The sequence below is a fragment of the Pasteurella pantherarum genome (genome assembly GCF_049670885.1).
Taxonomy (GTDB): Bacteria; Pseudomonadota; Gammaproteobacteria; order Enterobacterales; family Pasteurellaceae; genus Pasteurella.
In genome coordinates, this window is the sequence record NZ_CP187173.1 from 214,275 (window position 1) to 231,844 (window position 17,570).

The window sequence follows — 17,570 nt, forward strand, 5'->3', positions numbered from 1 at the left end:
CATAATGGCGTTATTCTTTTATTTTTCCTGCTATACCAGCATCCCATGCTGTATTGTCTTTTTTACCAACGGGTTTGCCGTCTATTACGAGATCTTCATAACCGAATGAAATGGATTCTCCGCTAGTATAGCCTGCAATTTCTTTTCCATCTTTTCCGAAGATACCTATTTCATAGCCACCTTTTCCCCCCAGTAAAACGGGTTCTCCACTCATTTTACTCACTTCTTCTGCTCTACCCGAGAATCCGACAGTGCCATTTTTAACATCTTTGGATGTTAATTCAATAAGAGATGTTGGATGTAGTAAAATGTCATTATCAATCAAGCCTTTTATAACACCTGCTCCAATACCATTTTCAAGATCTATTTTGTAGATCAAGTCACCCCTTACAATTTTATCACCTTTATAACCAAAAGCACTTCCATTATAAGTAAAAATGCCTTTCGCTGGTAAACTGTCTGCCCGTGTAGATTCTCCGATTATACCTCTAAATTCAGCCCACTCCCTACCATCTCGTTTAAGCATAAGCACAGCAGATGAGTCTTGTTTATAAGTAATAAGAGTTAGATCTTCATTAAAGTCTTGTAGTTTTTCTCCTTTAAGTTTACCTTTTCCTTTAAAATTTAATTTATTAGTTCTCAATCCATTGTTGAAATTAGCTAACTCTAAATTAGTGTATTTTTTATCATCTAAAGTAACCTCAATGCTTTCTATATACACATTTCCATCTTTTAGCTCACTTTGAGTTTTAGCTTGTTTGCTCGGCGGAGCTAATAAGTAGCTTGCTAAGAACTTTTCACCATCAGTTAATATTAGAGTATTAATTGTTTCTATTTTTTCTAAATTTCTCGGCTTTACAATTGTTGTTAGCTCGTCTTTTTTATTATCTTGGTTTCCTCCACTTCCGCCTCCACCACAAGCCGTTAAAGTTAAGTTAAGAGAGAGGACGATGGGTAAAATTAATTTTTTCATGATAACTCCTTAGTGTTAGGTTAAAGCTAACACTAATTTACATGAAAGATTTTTTTAATTATAAAAAATAATATAAAAAGATCGTAAAAATTGAAATGTAATTAGTAACGCCTTGAAAGTAAAAGCAAAAAATAGATTTTGCGTGGGAATTTTCGCTATTTTCTTAACTGAAAAAGCAAAATTGAGAAGTAGATCACAAAATAAGGAATTATTTAAATATTTTTATTTTGTTTTGTATTGACAAAACGAAAAAGGGGCGTTATTATTAGCTCAACAAGAACAAGGAGAATAGATGAAGAAATCAGGAAAAATAGGAAATAAGAATGCGGCGAAAGAAGTAACTGCATCTTCTCAAATTCAAATAAGAGTTCAAGATAGTCAAAAAGAACTTTTTAGAAAAACGGCAGAAGTAAACGGCTTAACAATGAGTAAATGGTTTATTAAATTAGCAGAAACGGAGATTTTAAAAATGAACAAAGTGCTAAATATCAAGTTAAACGAAAAAGAAGTTTGTTTATCAACAAATATTCTTTCTTTTGATTATCAAATGTTTGATGACGGTCAATACGACGTGTATTTTACAGTAGAAATTAACGGGAAACCGACAACATCAATGACTTATCAAAAAGATGATGACGATGAATGGACTTTCGAATATAGTGGAAATGATTGCACAAGGGAGCTAAGAGAAGCTCTAGAAAATGTAGTTGGCGATCTTGAAGATGAAAAGTTTGAAGTTATTTTACGTGAGCTTAGAAAATGGGCTGATGAGTTCGTAGAAAAAGAGGGATTTGATAAAGATGAAACCGACGGATTAGAGCATTTATTTTCTGCGGGTCAAGTAGCACATTAATAATGTTTCTGTTGCAGTTTACAAAAAAGATGAAGAAACTTATTTATTAAGAGTTGAAAATAAAGGCAGAAAAGTGAACGGTTATAACGTCGTGGAAATCAGCGTTGAGGATTATGAAAACTTACCTCACGACCCATATGACAATCTAGTACGTTACCATGCGGCACTGGCACTTTGCGAAAAATAATAACAAAAGGCGATCTTAATGGTCGCCTTTTTTATTTACCATAATAACCTCATCCCTTTATCTAATTGACTTTCCCTAAATTTTACAGTAAGATTTCCAATAATAGCCGAAGTGTAATTAACCGCACTTTGGCTTTTTTATTGCCTAAAATTCCTTAAACATCTTTAAATTGGTAGATGCCAAGCTTGATGAGCCAAGCTGAAAAATTCAGTTGTGTACATATGCCTACAACTGGAAAAGATGGCAAACAATACGAAATGCTGTGTATGCCAATCAAGAAATTAAATGGTTGGCTGTTCTCAATCAACCCAAATAAAGTACGTTCAGATTTAAAAGAACGATTGGAAAACTACCAAGAAGAATGTTTCCTTGCTTTATGGGATTATTGGACAACAGGTATTGCTCGTCGAGATGAAGTGAAGAATAAAACAGAGGTTTGGCGAGCTAAAATGGCAGATTACAAAATGCGATCTAGCCAAAAAGGAAAGGCGTTAAACGAATGCAAAAAAGAAAAGGCTGAACTTGAGCGAGAGTTTGCAGTGATTCAGCAAATGAATTCATTATTGCAAACAAAAGCAATAGGACAACTCAAAGAAAAACCATTACTTGAAGAATAACCCTAAAGCCTGTTTACAACACAGGCTTTTTTATTACGCCAAAAAAACAAAACCCCGAGCGTTTGCCGCACTCGGGGTTTTTTCATTCCAACTTCCCAAACAAGAAGGAACAAAATCGAATGGATATTGTAGAACAATTATTACCTATCATCAAGGAGTTACTTATGGAATATGGTTTATGGGAAACGACTTTAGCCTTAACAATCTCTGCTGTTTTTATTGTTATTGCTTGGCGATTGCCAAATATCTTGTCGGCATTAAAAGATTGGAAGAAGTGATTTTTTATTACCCCAAAAAAAGGGGTGGAGATTATGAAAATGAAAGATGCTGGAACGCAATCATATATCTGGTCTGGTTTTGGTGGGTTACTTGCTTGGCTTGGTGATCAGCAGAATTTAATGATGATTAGTCTTGCGATCGGTATTGTTACAGCTCTTGTTAACTTGTCCTCAAAATTTCACGAGAGAAGAATGAGGGTGAGAGAAGAAGAACGCAAAAACAAAGCTAGGGAAGAAGAACGGAAGATTAGACTTCGTGATGAGGAAAGAAAAGAGGAGATTCATAAACTCCACGTTGAACGATTAAAAAAAGGGCTTGATATAGAATGAAACACTCTAAAAAACTCGCTGTCTGTGTTGTGGCATCAATTATTGCAATTGTGCTTTCTAAAAATAATGGGCAGATTCGCACAGGGCAAAGGGGATTAGAAATCATCGGTAATGCTGAAGGCTGTATGCTAGAGCCGTACAAGTGTCCAGCTGATGTGCTAACTGTTGGCATTGGCTCGACAGAATTAAGTGGATTACAGATTGAGCGTAAAAGATATTCAGATGAAGAAATAGCGGAACGTTGGGTACATGACATCCAAGTGGCTGAAAAATGCGTTAATGACTGGGCTAATGGCGAGAGCTTGCCACAAGGTGCTTTTGAAGCGGTTACATCATTAGCGTTTAATGTCGGTTGTGGCAAATTAAAATACTCAACATTATTCAAGCACGCACGCAATGGCAATATTAAAGCAATGTGTGATCAGTTCCCACGCTGGAAGTATTCGGGCGGTAAAGTATTACGTGGACTTGAAATCCGCAGACAAAAGGAACGTGAGCTATGTTTAGCCGATTAACTCAGATTCTTTTTATCGTTATTTTGGGCTTATGCGTAGCGTTGTGGGTCCAATTCCAATCTATTTCTAACTTAAAAGCCAAAAACACCATTCAAGCCAAAACCATTTCACAACAAAGTGAGAGTATTAAAAATCTCAAACAGCAAGAAGAAATAAACAGACAACTTACGCTTGAGATCAGCAGATTAGAAAGTGAAGCAAGGGAGAAAGAAGATGAAGCAATTAATTCTATTTCACATGAAGAAAAAAGCACTAGTGCTTACAGTTCTATTGCTCCTCGTGCTGTTATTGAGTTCTTGCGTAAGTAAGCCAGTTGTTCAGGCTTGCCCACAAATTCCAGTCGCACTTCTTGCACACTTGGATAAAACAGGATTCACAGGACAAACATATGGTGATGTGTCGAGGTATTCAATTGTACTCAAGCGAGAGCGTGATGTATGCCTTAATCGCATAGATAAGATAAGAGAGTGGCAAACAGAAAACGCACAAAATTAATTGGAGAAAATAATGGAAAACCGTGTAACTAAAGAACACTTGAAATCAATTATCGTAGATAAAAAATTCCATCGTCTAACAGATGTATTAACAGTTTGTGTGTTGACACTTCGCAATGGATTTACTGTAACAGGCGAATCTGCTTGTGTTGACCCAGCTAGTTATAATAAAGAAATTGGCGAATCTATCGCTTATGAGAATGCCTTTGATAAGTTATGGATGCTAGAAGGCTATGTTTTGAAAAATAAATTAGCTGGTTTTTAATGTGTTGCCCGAGTAATCGGGCTTTTTTATATCTCGTTTATGGCAAAAATTAACTGGAAAGCACTACAAATAGAATATATCAGAGCAAATGCTAAAACTGGTGTATCTGTAAAAGACTGGTGTGCGAAAAAAGGACTTAATCTATCTACTGCGAAACGCTATATAAAAAAACCTGAAACTGTTTTTGAACAAGCAGAAAAGTACGAATCAAACTGCGAAACTGCGAACATAGAAAATCAAGATAAATCAAAAGATTACAGCGAAAACTGCGAAACAAATTGCGAATCAAACTGCGAAACTGCGAAAAGCGAAGTGAAAAGTGCACAAAAAACTGCGAACAAGGGTGGCAGACCAAAAATTCACGGTGGCTATTCTTGTTATTTTAAAGATGATTCTGATTTCGGAATTGTTAAAGATTTTAGTTTAAAAGATGAAATTGACTTAATGCGACAAAGAGCAGTGAGCGCAGTTAAGAGTATTGAGAAATTTACCGCACTTTTAGAAGAGGCAGAAACAGCAGAGGAAAAAGAATCTTATTCAAAGATTATTGATTCTGCGGGAAATGCATTAGATAGGGCAGTGTCTAGGATTGAAAGCTTGAATTATACAGATAACAGTATCGCCAATATTTTAAGTCAAATTGAACTGCGCAAGGTTCAGGTGAAAAAAGTGCTAGCAGAGACAGATAAACTTAAACAGGAACTCAATACTAAAACTGCAGCAAACAACCAAATCCAATTCATTCAAGAGTTCGAGTAATGCGTATTATCTATCGTGCTTCTGACACATTTAAACAAGTCCATAAATCGACAGCGTTAGTTAAAGCAATTCGTGGCCCTATAGGGAGCGGTAAGTCTGTGGGGTGCGTCATGGAGATGTTTCGCGTTTGTCAAAATCAAGAGCCAAATGATCAAGGCGTGCGGAAAACAAGGTGGGCGTGTGTGCGGAACACTTATCCTGAACTCAAGGGAACAGTGATTAAAACCTTTCAAGCGTGGATTCCTGAGCAGATTTGCCCGATTAAATATGACAGTCCAATCACAGGCAGAATGAATATCCCTCACCCTGATGGCAAAACTCGCATTGAGGCGGAATTTTTGTTTTTGTCGATGGATAAGCCTAAGGATGTTAAAAAACTGATGTCGTTAGAATTAACGGGAATTTGGATAAATGAAGCACAATTCTTACCACAATCCCTTGTGACTGAAGCAGTTACTCGTACTGGACGTTATCCTGAAAAGCGGATCGAAGAAGGGTTTGAGGGGGCAACGTGGAACGGAATGATTATGGACACCAACTCGCCTGATGATGACCATTGGTGGTATCAGTTTGAACAAGGGGTAGATGAAGAAACAGGAAAATCACTCAGACCTAAAGGGTGGGAATTTTTTGTTCAGCCTGGTGCGTTGATCGATATAACCGGTATTTCTAATTCTGGATTAAAAGATGAGTTAAAAGTGATGATTGAGCAAGAGCGTTATGATGACTATCTTGGTCACCGCTTTGTGGCTAATCCATTAGCAGAGAATGTCGATAATCATAAGAAAGGCTATGGCTACTGGTTCGATAACATCCAAGGGCAAACACTTAACTGGATTAAATCTCGAGTGTGTAATGAATTTGCAACAGTACAATCAGGAAAACCCGTGTTTATCGATCACTTCAATAAAGAATTGCACGTATCGAAAGAAAAACTCGTGCCAGTTAAATCGTGGGAAACATTTATCGGTTTGGACTTTGGACTTACTCCAGCTGCAATCATCGGGCAAATTGCACCGATCGGACAACTTCGTATTGTTGATGAAGTAGTAGCAACAGGAATGGGGATTGAGCGATTTATTACAGAACAACTTTCCCCTCTTTTAAGAAGTAAATACGCTGATTGCAATATTCGAGTGATTGGCGACCCTGCTGGTGTGCAACGTGCTCAAACTGATGAACGCACTTGTTTTCAGTTATTGGAAGAGTATGGATTTAACGCACAACCAGCGGATACAAACAACACAACAGCAAGATTAGAAGCGGTGCGTTGGTGGCTTTCTCGCTTAGTGGGTAGAGGGCAACCAGCAATGCTGATCAGTCCACACTGTAAAACGCTAATCAAAGGCTATGAAACTGGCTACGCATACCGACAATTAAATGTCAGCGGTGAAGAGAAATACACTGAAACACCAGATAAAAACCGCTACTCTCACCCCCACGACGCAAACCAATATTTATGTTTAGGTGCAATGCCAACAATGTTTAAACAACAAATCATCAACGTCAAATCACATAATCCAATCAGCTCAAAAACAGGGTATTAGAAATGTCAGAACAGATCGCAAATGCAATAGAAAGCTTTGGGCAAACGCTACAAAGTCGATTAATAGAGCAAATCAATCAACGTCAGCCAATTGTTCAACGCTGGGTAAGTGATATGTATCAGTATCGCAATCAATATGAGAAACAGTCTAGTACAAATAAATCAAAAGTATTTGTGGGTTATACCAGATCGAAAACTGATGCTTGGTCTGCTCAAATGACGGATATGTTATTCCCGAGCGATGATAAAAACTACGGCATTTCACCAACACCAATTCCGTCTATTGCTAATATTGCGAAACAACCAGATTCCCAAGATCCAATGCAAATGCAGCAAATCCAAAATGCACGTCAAATTATGTTAGATGCTAAAGAGCGTGCGGAGAAAATGGAGAAATTGATTGACGATCAGTTGTTAGAGTGCGATTACGCAGCAGAAGCTAGATTGGCATTACATTATGCCGCTGTTTTGGGTACTGGTATTTTAAGAGGCCCAGTTTTAGAAGTGGTAGAACAGAGAAGTTGGAAGGACGATGGATTAGGCAACTGGTCTGCTACTTCTTCTTTCAAAAACAAACCATCAGTAAATGTTGTTTTGCCGTGGGATTTCGTGCCTGATATGACCGCCCCAAACCTGAAAGAATGCCAATTTGTGTTTGAGCGTTCTTATTTAACCAAAAAGCATCTACAAGCACTTATTCATAATCCTTATTATTTTGAAAATACAATCAAAGAATTAATCGAAACAGAGGCACAAGAAACACATACCTCTAGTTCTGATATGGACGGTTATTTAGATACATTACGGACACTTTCAGGATTAGAGAAAGCGACCAATGACAAACGCTATGAAGTGTGGACTTATCACGGTGGCATCCCTGTTTCCGTATTAGAACAAGCAAGTGAGGAATTGAAAGAAGGGGGGCAACTTTCTGTATCAGAACAACAGAAAGAGCAAGGTGAAGAAATTGATGGCGTGATTGTAATGTCAGGCAACGGGAAGATTTTAAGCGTTAATCTTAATCCAATTAATTCATCCGAGTTTCCTTATTCTGTATATACATGTGAACCTGATGTTGCTTGTGTGTTTGGTTTTGGCATCCCTTATCTTTGTCGTGATGCACAAGAAATTCTTAACACAGCTTGGCGTGGAATGATTGATAATAGTGTACTTACAATTGGTTCACAAGTTGTTGTAAATAATAGCGTACTTGCCCCAGTGGATGGCGATTGGGAAATTAAACCGAATAAGTTGTGGAGGACAACGGATAGAGCCACAGCTAATGCACAATTTGAAGCACAGCGTGCGTTTGGTGTATTTGCGTTTGATAGCAGACAACAAGAATTTGCCAATATCATTCAGCTTTCTAAGTCATTTATGGATGAGGAAAGTGGGTTGCCGATGATTGCACAGGGTGAGCAAGGGCAAGTCACGCCGACTTTAGGCGGTATGTCTATGCTAATGAATGCCGCAAATGCAGTGAGAAGACGTCAAGTTAAAGAGTGGGACGATGCGGTTACTAAACCATTAATCAGACGATTCTATGAATACAATATGGCGTTAAGTGAAGATAACGACGTCAAAGGAGATATGCAGGTCGTTGCACGTGGCACCTCTGCTTTACTTGTGAAAGAAACACAAACCGCACAGATTATCGACATTTTCCAGAAGTTTGGTCAGCATCCACAACTGATGCACGCTTTCGACTGGTATGACGGTGCGAAAACACTAATGCAGTCTATGAGCATGGGAACACAAACGATGCTTATTCCGAAAGACGAGTATGAGCAGAAATTACAGCAAATGGAGCAAGCGAACGCACAACAACCGCAAGATCCAGAAATTCTAAAAGCACAAATGCAAATGCAACTAGCACAACAAAAACAACAGCACGAAATGCAATTAGAACAAATGAAAATCCAGCATCAATTGCAGTTAGAGCAAATGAAAGTGGCGATTAAAGAGAAAGAACTAGAGATTAAACTGCTTGAAATTCAATCTCACCAACAATCCTCACAAGCCAAACTCGATCTCGATAGAGAGTTAAATACAGCACGCATTTCTGCTGATATTCAGAAAGAAAGCGGAAGACAGGCGGTAGATATGGAGAAATTTAAGACAGAAGTTCAACTTAAACAAACGCCAGTGCCAGAAACCGAAGTGCGTAACAATATTGGATTAGAGTAATAGAACGCAAAAGAAGAAAGACCGAAAGGTCTTTTTTTATGCCCGAAGAAAAGGAAACGAATATGTCAGCATTTAAACTCACAAACAATGAATATGAATACATGCAAAAAACAGTATTTGGTGGTGGCAGAGGTAAAGATAATGATGATGCAGCTCCAATATCTTATCTAAGTGAAACACCAAAACCAGAAGAACAAGGGTTTATGGGAGATGTTGTTGACAGTTTTCAAATGGGTGTTTGGCGTGGAGCTAGTCATTTAGCACGAGGGTTGGGTACCGTATTAGATAGCGACTGGTTAAATAAGACTGCGGATTGGGCGGCTCGTGGTGCTGATGAGAATATGGCAACAATGTCCAATAAAATGCGTGACGCATTAGGACAAAGTGCACTAGATGGCTATGACGAAAAAACTGGCGAAGGCAAGGGTGTTCTTAATGCGTATTGGTGGGCTGGCAATCTAGGTGCGTTACTTGGCGAACAGTTAGATACTATTGCAACATTGGGTGCGGGTAAATTAGCAACAGTAGGCGTGAAAGCGGCTGGTAGATATGCGGCTAAAAAACTTTCAAAAGAAGCGGCAGAGCAAATTGGTGAAGTTGCCGTAAAAGAAGCTGCTAAACGAGGTATTCCACCAAATTTACAACGGGCAATGGGTGTAACGGCGGTAATGTCTGCGATGTCTGCTGGTAGTCGAGCAAGCCAAGTCTATGATGAAGTTGGACAGATGAGCAATAATGACTTGGCTAATTTAGAGGGATTCAAACAAGCGTATTGGGGGTTAAAAGAAAGCCCAAAAGGTCAGAACTTAACGCACGAAGAATTGTTTGAACAAGCTAAGCAGTCATTTAGAAATCAAGTCGGTCGAACTGCTGCATTAGACCCAATGGCAATTGCAACGGATATTGTTTCCAATTCTATCACTGGTCTTGGTGGTGGTCTTTGGGGTTTAGCAAAACCAGGTCAAACAATCAAAAAAGGTGTAATGAAAGGTGCACTTTTAGAATCTGGAACGGAAGGTTGGCAAAGTGCGGCTGAACAATACGCAATTAACAGAACTGCCCAACAATATTACGATCCAAATCGAGATATTCACGAAGGCGTCAAACAAAATGTTGTTGATGGAATGGTGTTAGGTAGTGCACTTGGTGGCGTGATGGGGGGGATTGATGCTATTAGCCATAGAAATGCACTTAATGGACAACGTAAACGTGTAATTGAAGCGATAAACACAGGGAACCCTCAAATTGATGCACAATTACAACGCTATGCGAATAATATAAACCAATGGGCGAATGATGTTGATGATTTAGTGATAAACATTCAACGTGCGAATGCAATGAACCAGCGAGCAAGTGCGGTTGCAGAGCAAATGAGAACGCAACAGCAAGCTCAAACTCAACCACAAGCGGCAACTTCACAGCCGAGTTTTGCGACTGAAGGCGAAACGTCTGAGTTTATTCCGCCTAGTGTGGGTGAATATGTCGAGCCAAACACCCCTGATTATTCAATGTCTGCTTTTAATCCAGAATGGCAACCTAATGTGGACGTAGGCGTTGAGAGCAGTGAAGCGAACAATGCCGATCCTGCGTATAAGTTTTCCCGCTCCGCAATGAAATCCGTTGAAGCGAATATCGCTCGTGGTCGTGAAGCAATGACAAAGGCGATTTTGGAGAAAAGCAGCGTTCACCGTGCGATGTATCGCAATGACCTTGACGGCTGGATTGATTTTGAGTGGGGCGATAAAGGTCGCTTATTGCCGAATGGAAAAACCAAAGGGGCAATGGGATTAGCTCATATCATTGATAAACGAATGGCTATTGATGGAATGTCAGAGCAAGAAGTTACTCGTTTTTTAATTGATGATATTACAGAAACGATTGCGAAAGGTCGCATTGATAGAGAAAGCGTTTTTGATAAAACAAGAACGGTTCAAATTTCCTATAACGGTAATGAAGTTAGAATTGCTAAAAAACAGGGAAATAATGGGTGGGTGGTAACAGGATTTAAGCAACACCAGCCGATGAATCAGAGCAGGGGTGCGACCACTTCTGACCTACGCAATCTCGATCCTATACGTTCTCGTATCGAAATGGGAGCGACTGGCGAGAACACTCTACTCCAAACCGACGAACAAGGCAATAGTTTTAAACTTTCTCGTTCTGCCCCTGCGGATTATGTGCGTGATTTAATGGTCACCCATAATATCAGTGGCGACGGCATTTTACACGCTCACAAAATGGGTGGATTGCCTTATGCGTCGGTGGCGGTAACCAAACAAGATAATCCATTAACTGGCTTTGGTGAAGTTACTTTAATTGGCGATCGAAACTACATCGACCCGAAAGGCGAAAACAAGGCGAAAGTCTTTGGTGCAGATATTTATAGTCCACGTTACCCAAAAGTGACTTATGAATATAACTCAAAAGATGTCCAGCACTTACGAGAGAAATTTGAACAGTCTGCTAAAGAAATTGATGATTCTGCGTTTGATTATGATTTTTCCCAAGGTTTAGGGGACACAGGTGTATTGCAAGCCTTGCTGAAAAGTGATGCAGTGAAACATCAGTTCTTAAAAGAGCAAGGTATTAGCTATGAAACCGCATATAAAACGCTAGAGAAAGATCCTGATGCGGATTATCCATCCGTTCAGCGTGCTATCAAACAAGGGGTAACTGCGGAGCAAATTAACGATAATGTAAATTTGGATAAATTTGAACCGCTAATGCGTGCGTTTATTCAAGACAGAATAGAACGCTTGAAACAATCTAACTCTCCACTTGCTAAAAGAACGATTGCAAGAGCAGAGCAAGCCTTATCAGGTGATAAGTATGACGTGATGAATTTTGCGAAAATTCCCTTGATGAAGGCTTTAGATAATCAAGAGAACCGTCAGGTTGTTGATAACCCTGCGACAATATCTAATATGCGTAAGGCTGTGGAGCAACATCAAGATGCATTTCGTGCGTATGTTGATGAAATTGCGGAAGGCATATCAGCAAAAGAGAATATTCGCAAAGGTGAAAACCGATATGGTGAAGCAACCTATATGGCACACACACTTGAGAATGTAGTAAAAAAACTCAAGAAAGATTTGCGAGGTGGTGAAGGTTATGGCTATGGGTTTGGGAATATTCGATCGAAAGTAACGCCTAAATTTAAGTCAGTTAATGATATTCAGAAAAATAAACATCGCCTTGTTTCTCGTGAAGATTTCGAGAAAGTGCGGAATGAAATTGATAATAAAGCCACTCAATTGGCTCAAGATTTAGGCGTATCGGATGTGAATACATTCTTGTGGAATGTAGTTGATGAAAATGCCGATGCCGCTTTCCGTTATGCTAACGTTGAAAACACCCCTGAAAATCGCCAAAAAGTTGCAGATTTTCTCTCCAAACTCGAAGCAATGCCAACAGAATATTTTGAAGGCAAAGCAAAAGATGTCACGCAATTTAGCGACTTCAAAGGGGCGGTTATTCCGAAAAACCTAACCCCACAAGCCAGAGCGGTATTAGAAAATGCAGGCTTAAAACTCTATGAATATGATGGTGAAGTGGATAATCATCGTGCGGAGATGATTAAGCAGGCCACAAATGAATTAGATGCACTGCATAATAGAGAAATTTTGTTCAGTAAATCTCTGCAAAAACCTGACCGCCTAGAAAAACTACGTAAAGCAAAACCGATTGAGATTACAGGGAATGAAATTCAGCCAAGCGATGACTTACGCCAATATAAACGAAATGCGTTGGCATATGGTAAATCATTGCGTGGTGCTTATACCAACAAAGATACTGGGAAAACTGTCGAACTTGGAGCTGGTGGTGTAAAAGAGATTTTACAGCACGACTACAAAGATGTAGAGCATTTACAAAGTATCGCAGCTATTCCACAAATTATTGAAAATGCGATTTATATTGATACGTTGCCGAATGAGGATAAAGCTAAAAATTTTGCAATTGATGGATATGAATACTATCTAGCAGGTTTAAAAATTGGCGGTGTGGATTACACAGTAAGAGCTGTTATTGGTGTAACTAAAGACGGCAATCGCTATTATGATCACAAACTTACCAAAATAGAGAAAGGCGAGTTACTTTCATTGCCGAGTAGGATAACAAATCCAGTCGGTGAAAGCTCGTCGCCTTTATCTGATGTCAATGATAAACGCCTATTGCAAATTCTGCAACAACAAAAAGCAAATCTTGCTCAAACCCAAGCCCAAATCAAGAAAATTGTAGGTAATAAACTCGCTGAGCATTTTGAGGTTGTTAATCGTAAACAAATAGGTATTGACGATCCAACGGTAGAAGCTGGCTACAATCCTAAAACAGGTAAAATCTTTATTATTGAAGATAACATCCGTGGCAACAGCGTTTTAAGCCGTGATGAACGGTTGAAATGGGTGGCGTGGCATGAATTAGCTCACCGTGGTGTGCAGGTTAAATTTGCACATCAATACCGTAACTTGATGACCAAAATCGAGCAAAATACCACCGTACGGGAGCTTGCGGATGCTATCCAACAACAGCGTGAAGAAACAAGAGGTAACCGCCTGTTAGCCGTTGAGGAAGCACTAGCTGAACTCAATGCCGCCTACACCACAGGCAAAATGGAGGAGTTAAAATCTCGTTATGGCATCAAAGTGCCACCAATGCGTGAGAAACAACTCAAATCTTGGCTAGAAATTACAGTACAACGTATCCGTGAGTTTGTGGCTCGTCTATTCGGTAAAGAAAGAGCGGAGCAATTTAGCCATGATGATTTAATCAGCCTGATTAAAGAGGTTCAAGGTGCAATGGGTGGCGAGATTGAGGGGAAAGCAGACAGCAAGGTAAAACAAAGTGTCGATGAAAACCAAAAACACCGTTCATTTAATCAAACCGCAGAGCAATATGGCGGTAAACAAGCCTATGAACAAGCTAAAGCGCAAGGCAGAACTGAGTTAGACTATCGCCAATGGGTACAGGTTCGCACCCCTGAATTTAAAGCGTGGTTCGGTGACTGGGAAAACGATCCTGAAAACGCAAGTAAAGTTATTAATCCGAGAACAGGTGAGCCACTGATTGTCTATCATGGGACTAATGCGGAATTTAATACTTTTGATAAAAGCAAGCAAAATAGCACAGGGCAATATGGCGGAGGATTCTATTTCACTGGCGATGAAAATATTTCTCAGTTATTTGGAGATAATAAAATGCCTGTGTTTTTAAATGCCAAGATAAGCCAAAAGGATAAAATATTAGCTAGACGCAAAGATATTCATTTGGAATATGACCATATCCGACCTGATGATAGTCGTGATATATGGGTTGTTCTTAAACCAAACCAAATCAAATCCGCCACTGACAACACAGGGGCGTTTGATGTGGGGAGTGATGATATTCGCTACTCTTCTAGCGAAAATCCAACGGCTGAATTTGCAGAAGCTGTGCCAAAACGGCAGGCGAAAAGTTACGATGAAGCAAGAGCGATTGTTTCAGACTTACTGGGCGAACCGTTGATCAACAAAGAAACTGGAATGGTGGCAACGATTTCTAGACGCTCTTTGGATAAGCTGTTAAGTGGTAAAGCGGTTGATAAATCAACTAATTTACAAGACCATTTAACTGCTGTTGCGAACATTGATCAGCTTTTTGAGAATGCCATTCAAGGTTGGGTTGAGCCTGACAAAAACAATGATCCGAATATTGCAGGAGTGCATAGATTATTTGCACCATTGAATATAGATGGTCAAATAAGATTAGCCAAACTGACAGTAAAAGCGATGAGCTTCGATCAAGGAAATAGAATTTATTCTGTGGAGACGATTGAAGTAGAAAATAAAAATAGCGATTTGTCTTTATCTTGGAAGCCACAGCTAAGTGAAAACACTCAACTGACTTCCCAACAAATCGCTAATGTCCAAAGTCTAATCCAACGCATTCAAAAATTCAATAGCAACCCTAACCCAGCGTATAAATTCTCTCGTTCTCAATCCAACGTAGAAAAATTGCGAAAAATCAATGAAAACACACCGCTTGAAAATATGACAGATATGGCAAAAGCGATGGCAAATCGTCCATTGAGTGAGTGGAAATCCTTGATGTTGGAATATGGCAAACGTGCTAACACTAAAATATTTGATGCTCTCGCACCAATTAAATATGCAGAAGATAAGGCTGGTATTACCGATCACACTCAATCTGCTTACACCGCTGCAAGATTAGCAGCAGGTAGTGCATCTATTTCTGAAGCGTCAATGTTATATGGTTTACCTGAATATCGTGAAGGTATTATTCAACGTAAGCAAGGCACAACAGAGCAAGATGCGTTATTTGGTATTTTGCAGTCGCTTGGCAATGATGCGAATGACTTCTTGGCGTGGGTGGCTGGTAATCGTGCGGATAAGCTGATGCAAGAGGGACGAGAAAACCACTTTAGCCAAGCGGAAATCAATGAGCTGAAAGCCTTAAACAAAGGCAAGGAAGCAAAATTTGAACAAGCTCGTCAGAAACTAATGGCGTGGAACCAGTCATTGCTTGATTTAGCTGAAAGCACAGGACTTATTAATCAAGAAGATCGAGCAAAATGGGAAGATAAGGAGTTCTACATTCCGTTTTATCGTGAAAGTGAAGATGGCGATGCGATTGCTCCTTATCGCAATAAAGGATTGAGTGGTCAAAATGCTGGCATTAAACGATTGAAAGGTAGTGATAAAGCAGTTAATGACTTGTTGGAAAATGTGATCACGAATGCGACGAAACTTATTGATGCATCTGTGAAAAATGCAGCGATGACCAAAGCGGTTACTAACCTTGCTGATACGGGAGTAATTACCTTAATTGAAAATCCAACCTATATGGACTGGAAAAAATTAGGTAGTAGTAAACACGGAGCAGATAAAGACGGTGGTGTAGCATTAGTTCGCATCGAAGGGAAAGAGCAAATGGTACGTATCAACGATGCGATGTTGTTTAATGCTATCACTAGCATTGACCAAAAGCCACTGGATTATCCATTCCGAAAACTTTTTGCTGGACCAAAAAGAGTATTAACTGCAACAGTCACCTCTATGCCAAACTTTATTGTGCGAAATTTCTTACGTGATATGGCTCAGGCTTGGGTAGTGGATAGAAATAATGGATTTAAGTTGGGTATGGATTCTATTAAAGGATTGAAAGATGCATACAAACGCACAGGCTCATCCATTGATTTAATGTTTGCAGGGGCAAGTTTTGGAGCAGGTTATGTGAATGGTGGAAATCCTGAAGAAGCAGCGGTACATATCCGCAAACATTTACGCAAACAAGGGAGAAATGTGGCAGAAATTGATGGGTTTATGGACGGTGTTATCTTTACCAAAGATAAATTAAGTAGTGTATTAGATAGGTATTTTTATCTAAACCACGCTGCAGAAAATGCTAACCGTATCGCTGTGTACGACAGAGCTATTGCATCAGGTAAATCCAAAGCTCAAGCCGCATTAGAGTCCAAGGATTTAATGGACTTTTCAATGCACGGTAGTGCCACTGCCTTACGTATATTAGGTGATGTGCTACCTTTCTTTAACGCTCGTCTACAAGGGATGTCACAACTAGGACGTGCTTTCAAAACAAACCCAAGAGAGTTAGCAAAACGTGGGGCAATAATAGCACTTGCGTCTGTCGCATTAGCTGCAATGAACCAAGGCGAAGAATGGTATGAAGAACAAGGTGATGATATTAAGGATAATTTCTGGTTAGCGAATCTTGGTGGTCAAATCATTAAAATACCGAAGCCTTTTGAGCTCGGAGTAGTGTTTGGCACTATCCCTGAACGCTTATATCGTACAATGTCAGGTGCAGATAGCACAGGGCGGTTTAAAGATAGATTACTTTCCGCAGTCACCAATACACTCGCATTAAATCCTATTCCACAAGCTGTAAAACCAATATTCGAGGTTTACAACAACTACGACAGCTTTAGAGGGCGTGAAATTGAAACGTTGTCAGATAGACGTTTAATGAAAGAAGCTCGCTATGATGAGCGTACTTCCCTTGTTTCTCGCGGAATGGCTGGATTAACCAGCACTATTGGTTTAAGTCCAAAACAAACCGATCACTTGATTCACGGCTATTTTGGTACGTTAGGAATGTATGTGCTAGGTATGAGTGATTTAGCAATTCGGAAAGCTGATGGGTATGGTGAGCTTCCTGCAAAGAATTGGCAAGAATACCCTGTGCTAGATGCCGTATTTGGTGGTGATGTGGCAGTGCCTCGTAAATATACCCGTTATATGAATGACTACTACAATTTCCTTAACCAAGTATCTGAAATCTCCGCTACTGTTAAATCCTATAAAGATGATGGTAGAGCATCAGATGCTAAATTACTTATGGAAGAAAATAAACGATTACTTGCTTACAAACCAGCGCTGAGCCAAACTCAGAAACAGCTTAAGGTGGTAAAAGCTCAAATGGATATGATCCAAAACAATCCAAATCTTACAGCTGAACAAAAACGTCAGCGATTAGATCGTTTACGTGAAAACAAAAATAACATTGTACGTATGGTGGTAGAACGAATGGAAAAAGAAGATTTTTAATA

Annotated in this window: 13 protein-coding genes; 12 read left to right on the forward strand and 1 reads right to left on the reverse strand. The window is 39.5% G+C overall.

Going from position 1 to position 17,570, the window contains the following annotated elements:
• Positions 1-10: 10 nt before the first annotated feature.
• Positions 11-973 (reverse strand): factor H binding protein domain-containing protein, encoded by a 963-nt coding sequence (locus ACPEEM_RS01110; RefSeq protein WP_424407412.1) that lies wholly within the window; start codon positions 971-973, stop codon positions 11-13.
• A 292-nt stretch (positions 974-1,265) separates the two neighbouring features.
• On the opposite strand from ACPEEM_RS01110, the gene ACPEEM_RS01115 reads away from it, so the two are divergent.
• The 12 genes from ACPEEM_RS01115 (at position 1,266) to ACPEEM_RS01170 (ending at position 17,568) form a co-directional block, all read left to right on the forward strand.
• Positions 1,266-1,826, forward strand: a complete 561-nt coding sequence (locus ACPEEM_RS01115; protein WP_424407414.1) for a hypothetical protein — start codon at positions 1,266-1,268, stop codon at positions 1,824-1,826.
• 375 nt (positions 1,827-2,201) lie between these two features.
• Positions 2,202-2,630, forward strand: coding sequence for a phage antirepressor N-terminal domain-containing protein (locus tag ACPEEM_RS01120; protein ID WP_424407416.1), 429 nt, complete (start codon positions 2,202-2,204; stop codon positions 2,628-2,630).
• Positions 2,631-2,749: 119 nt separating this feature from the next.
• A complete protein-coding gene (locus tag ACPEEM_RS01125) occupies positions 2,750-2,908 on the forward strand; it encodes a hypothetical protein (protein WP_424402755.1) in 159 nt (52 codons plus the stop codon).
• Positions 2,909-2,941: 33 nt separating this feature from the next.
• The gene (locus ACPEEM_RS01130; RefSeq protein ID WP_424407418.1) at positions 2,942-3,238 is read left to right on the forward strand and encodes a hypothetical protein; all 297 of its coding nucleotides are present in this window, start codon (positions 2,942-2,944) and stop codon (positions 3,236-3,238) included.
• Positions 3,235-3,753: a lysozyme gene (locus ACPEEM_RS01135; RefSeq protein WP_424407420.1), complete on the forward strand. Its 519-nt coding sequence runs from the start codon at positions 3,235-3,237 to the stop codon at positions 3,751-3,753. The genes ACPEEM_RS01130 and ACPEEM_RS01135 overlap by 4 nt, the downstream gene beginning before the upstream one ends.
• Positions 3,738-4,061: a DUF2570 family protein gene (locus tag ACPEEM_RS01140; protein ID WP_424407422.1), complete on the forward strand. Its 324-nt coding sequence runs from the start codon at positions 3,738-3,740 to the stop codon at positions 4,059-4,061. Before ACPEEM_RS01135 ends, ACPEEM_RS01140 begins: the two co-directional genes overlap by 16 nt.
• On the forward strand, positions 3,991-4,248 hold the full coding sequence (gene lysC / locus ACPEEM_RS01145) for an Rz1-like lysis system protein LysC (protein WP_424407423.1): 258 nt from the start codon (positions 3,991-3,993) through the stop codon (positions 4,246-4,248). The genes ACPEEM_RS01140 and lysC overlap by 71 nt, the downstream gene beginning before the upstream one ends.
• 12 nt (positions 4,249-4,260) lie before the next feature.
• Entirely contained in the window at positions 4,261-4,512 is a 252-nt protein-coding gene (locus tag ACPEEM_RS01150) for a Gp49 family protein (RefSeq protein ID WP_424407425.1), read from the forward strand.
• Positions 4,513-4,551: 39 nt separating this feature from the next.
• The gene (locus ACPEEM_RS01155; RefSeq protein WP_424407427.1) at positions 4,552-5,271 is read left to right on the forward strand and encodes a terminase; all 720 of its coding nucleotides are present in this window, start codon (positions 4,552-4,554) and stop codon (positions 5,269-5,271) included.
• A 182-nt stretch (positions 5,272-5,453) separates the two neighbouring features.
• Positions 5,454-6,818, forward strand: a complete 1,365-nt coding sequence (locus ACPEEM_RS01160; RefSeq protein WP_424402762.1) for a TerL — start codon at positions 5,454-5,456, stop codon at positions 6,816-6,818.
• A gap of 2 nt (positions 6,819-6,820) precedes the next feature.
• A complete protein-coding gene (locus tag ACPEEM_RS01165; RefSeq protein WP_424402763.1) occupies positions 6,821-9,004 on the forward strand; it encodes a hypothetical protein in 2,184 nt (727 codons plus the stop codon).
• Positions 9,005-9,066: 62 nt separating this feature from the next.
• Complete coding sequence (locus tag ACPEEM_RS01170; RefSeq protein ID WP_424402764.1) at positions 9,067-17,568, forward strand: LPD38 domain-containing protein; 8,502 nt, start codon at positions 9,067-9,069, stop codon at positions 17,566-17,568.
• Positions 17,569-17,570: the final 2 nt, after the last annotated feature.

Excerpts from the sequence above, each read along its gene's own strand:
- ACPEEM_RS01170 (WP_424402764.1), top strand. The coding sequence starts at position 9,067 with ATGTCAGCATTTAAACTCACAAACAATGAATATGAATACATGCAAAAA.
- ACPEEM_RS01115 (WP_424407414.1), top strand. The coding sequence starts at position 1,266 with ATGAAGAAATCAGGAAAAATAGGAAATAAGAATGCGGCGAAAGAAGTA.
- ACPEEM_RS01135 (WP_424407420.1), top strand. The coding sequence starts at position 3,235 with ATGAAACACTCTAAAAAACTCGCTGTCTGTGTTGTGGCATCAATTATT.
- ACPEEM_RS01110 (WP_424407412.1), bottom strand. The coding sequence starts at position 973 with ATGAAAAAATTAATTTTACCCATCGTCCTCTCTCTTAACTTAACTTTA.
- ACPEEM_RS01140 (WP_424407422.1), top strand. The coding sequence starts at position 3,738 with ATGTTTAGCCGATTAACTCAGATTCTTTTTATCGTTATTTTGGGCTTA.
- ACPEEM_RS01165 (WP_424402763.1), top strand. The coding sequence starts at position 6,821 with ATGTCAGAACAGATCGCAAATGCAATAGAAAGCTTTGGGCAAACGCTA.
- ACPEEM_RS01130 (WP_424407418.1), top strand. The coding sequence starts at position 2,942 with ATGAAAATGAAAGATGCTGGAACGCAATCATATATCTGGTCTGGTTTT.
- lysC (WP_424407423.1), top strand. The coding sequence starts at position 3,991 with ATGAAGAAAAAAGCACTAGTGCTTACAGTTCTATTGCTCCTCGTGCTG.
- ACPEEM_RS01155 (WP_424407427.1), top strand. The coding sequence starts at position 4,552 with ATGGCAAAAATTAACTGGAAAGCACTACAAATAGAATATATCAGAGCA.
- ACPEEM_RS01120 (WP_424407416.1), top strand. The coding sequence starts at position 2,202 with ATGAGCCAAGCTGAAAAATTCAGTTGTGTACATATGCCTACAACTGGA.
- ACPEEM_RS01150 (WP_424407425.1), top strand. The coding sequence starts at position 4,261 with ATGGAAAACCGTGTAACTAAAGAACACTTGAAATCAATTATCGTAGAT.
- ACPEEM_RS01125 (WP_424402755.1), top strand. The coding sequence starts at position 2,750 with ATGGATATTGTAGAACAATTATTACCTATCATCAAGGAGTTACTTATG.